1 protein-coding gene is annotated in these 1,895 nt (G+C 72.0%); it reads left to right on the forward strand.

Annotated features, from left to right (window positions below):
* Positions 1 to 9: 9 nt before the first annotated feature.
* Positions 10 to 1,632: a penicillin-binding transpeptidase domain-containing protein gene (locus GUY61_RS37900; protein ID WP_166634827.1), complete on the forward strand. Its 1,623-nt coding sequence runs from the start codon at positions 10 to 12 to the stop codon at positions 1,630 to 1,632.
* Positions 1,633 to 1,895: the final 263 nt, after the last annotated feature.

Raw genomic sequence — 1,895 nt, forward strand, 5'->3', positions numbered from 1 at the left:
GGCCTTGCGATGCGGGGTGGGACGAAGGCAGCGATCGTCGGCGGAGCGTTCGTCGTCGTGCTGGGAGGCGCGGGCTACGGCGCCTACAACATGCTCGACGACGTGGGGATCACCTCCGCGGGCGGACCGGGGGCGGTGAAGACGGGCCCGCCGAGCGCCGGGGAGGTCGAGGAGACCTCCCGGGAGTTCCTGGAGGCCTGGGCCGCGGGTGACGCCCGGGAGGCCGCCGACCTCACCAACAACGCGGAGGCGGCCCAGTCGGCCCTCGCGGGATACGCCGGGGACGCGCACATCGAGAAGGTGCGGCTGGACCCGGGTCCGGCGACGGGCGCGAAGGTCCCCTACTCCGTGACGGCGACCGTCTCGTACGGGGACAAGACCTCCGAATGGTCCTACGAGTCCGAGCTGACGGTGGTGCGGGGCAAGACGACCGGCCGGCCGCTGGTCGACTGGCTGCCCTCGGTGATCCACCCGGAGCTCAAGGAGGGCGAGAAGCTCGCTGCGGGCGAGGCCGAGAGCCCTCCGATCCAGGCCGTGGACCGCAACGGCAAGGAGCTGACGAAGGAGAAGTACCCCTCGCTGGGTCCGATCCTCGACACCCTGCGCGAGCGGTACGGCGACAAGGCGGGCGGCACTCCCGGCATCGAGGTGTGGGCCGAGTCCGCGACGGACGCGACGGAGGGTACGGCGAACCGGACGCTGCACGTCCTGTCGGAGGGGAAGCCGGGGAAGCTTCCGACGACGCTGGACGCGGGGGTTCAGGCCGCGGCCGAGAAGGCCGTGAAGAAGTACGGCGAGTCCTCGGTGGTCGCGATACGCCCCAGCACGGGCGAGATCAGAGCCGTCGCCAACAACCGGAAGGACGGGTTCAACGCGGCGATGCAGGGCGCGCTGGCACCGGGCTCGACGATGAAGATCGTCTCGGCGGCGATGCTGCTGGACAAGGGCCTCCTCACGGCCAACGGGCCGGCCGAGTGCCCGAAGGAGGCCACCTGGCAGGGCCGCACCTTCACCAACCTGGACGACTTCTCGACGAAGGGCGAGACCTTCGCGCAGGCCTTCGCGAGGTCCTGCAACACGGCCTTCATCAAGCTGGTGGACGACGTCGAGGACGACTCGCTGGCGCGGGAGGCGCGGGACGTCTTCGGCATAGGCCTGGACTGGAAGACCGGCATAGCGAGCGTCGACGGCAGCGTGCCGGAGTCGTCGGGGCCGTCGACGGCGGCCGCGCTGATCGGCCAGGGGCAGGTCCAGATGAACCCGCTGACCATGGCCTCCGTGACGGCGACCGCCAAGCAGGGTGTCTTCAAGCAGCCCGTCATCGTCCCCCCGTCGCTGGACGACCGCGAGCTGGCGCAGGCCGCCCGGCCGCTGTCCGCGTCGACGGCCCAGCAGCTGCGCGACATGATGCGGCTCACGGCCACCTCGGGCACGGGCACGAAGGCGATGGCCCCGGTCGGCGGGGACAAGGGCGCCAAGACCGGCTCGGCCGAGGTCGACGGCCAGTCGACCTCCAACAGCTGGTTCACCGGCTTCAGCGACGACCTGGCCGCCGCCGCGGTGGTCCAGCAGGGCGGCCACGGCGGAGACGCGGCGGGCCCGGTGGTGGCGGCGGTGCTGAACGCGGACTGACGCCGCGCGGGGCGTACCCCGGCCGGCGTCGCGTCGGGGCCCGGCCGCACATGCCGGTGTCCGTGCCCGTGCCGGTCTCCGTGCCCGTGACTGTGCCGGAGCCTGTGCCGTGCCGGTGTCGAGTCCGGGCCCGGGCCTGTTCCGGTTTTCCGAGCCTGTGCCGGCATCCGTGTCCGTTTCCGTGTCCGTGGAAACATGCTCGCCGACCGCTCCACCTGCCGCTAGCGTCGGCCGCATGAGCCAGAGCCAGCCCTCGACCACTC

It is taken from the genome of Streptomyces sp. GC420 (genome assembly GCF_009916105.1).
In the GTDB taxonomy this organism is placed as follows: Bacteria; Actinomycetota; Actinomycetes; order Streptomycetales; family Streptomycetaceae; genus Streptomyces.

Excerpts from the sequence above, each read along its gene's own strand:
- GUY61_RS37900 (WP_166634827.1), top strand. The coding sequence starts at position 10 with ATGCGGGGTGGGACGAAGGCAGCGATCGTCGGCGGAGCGTTCGTCGTC.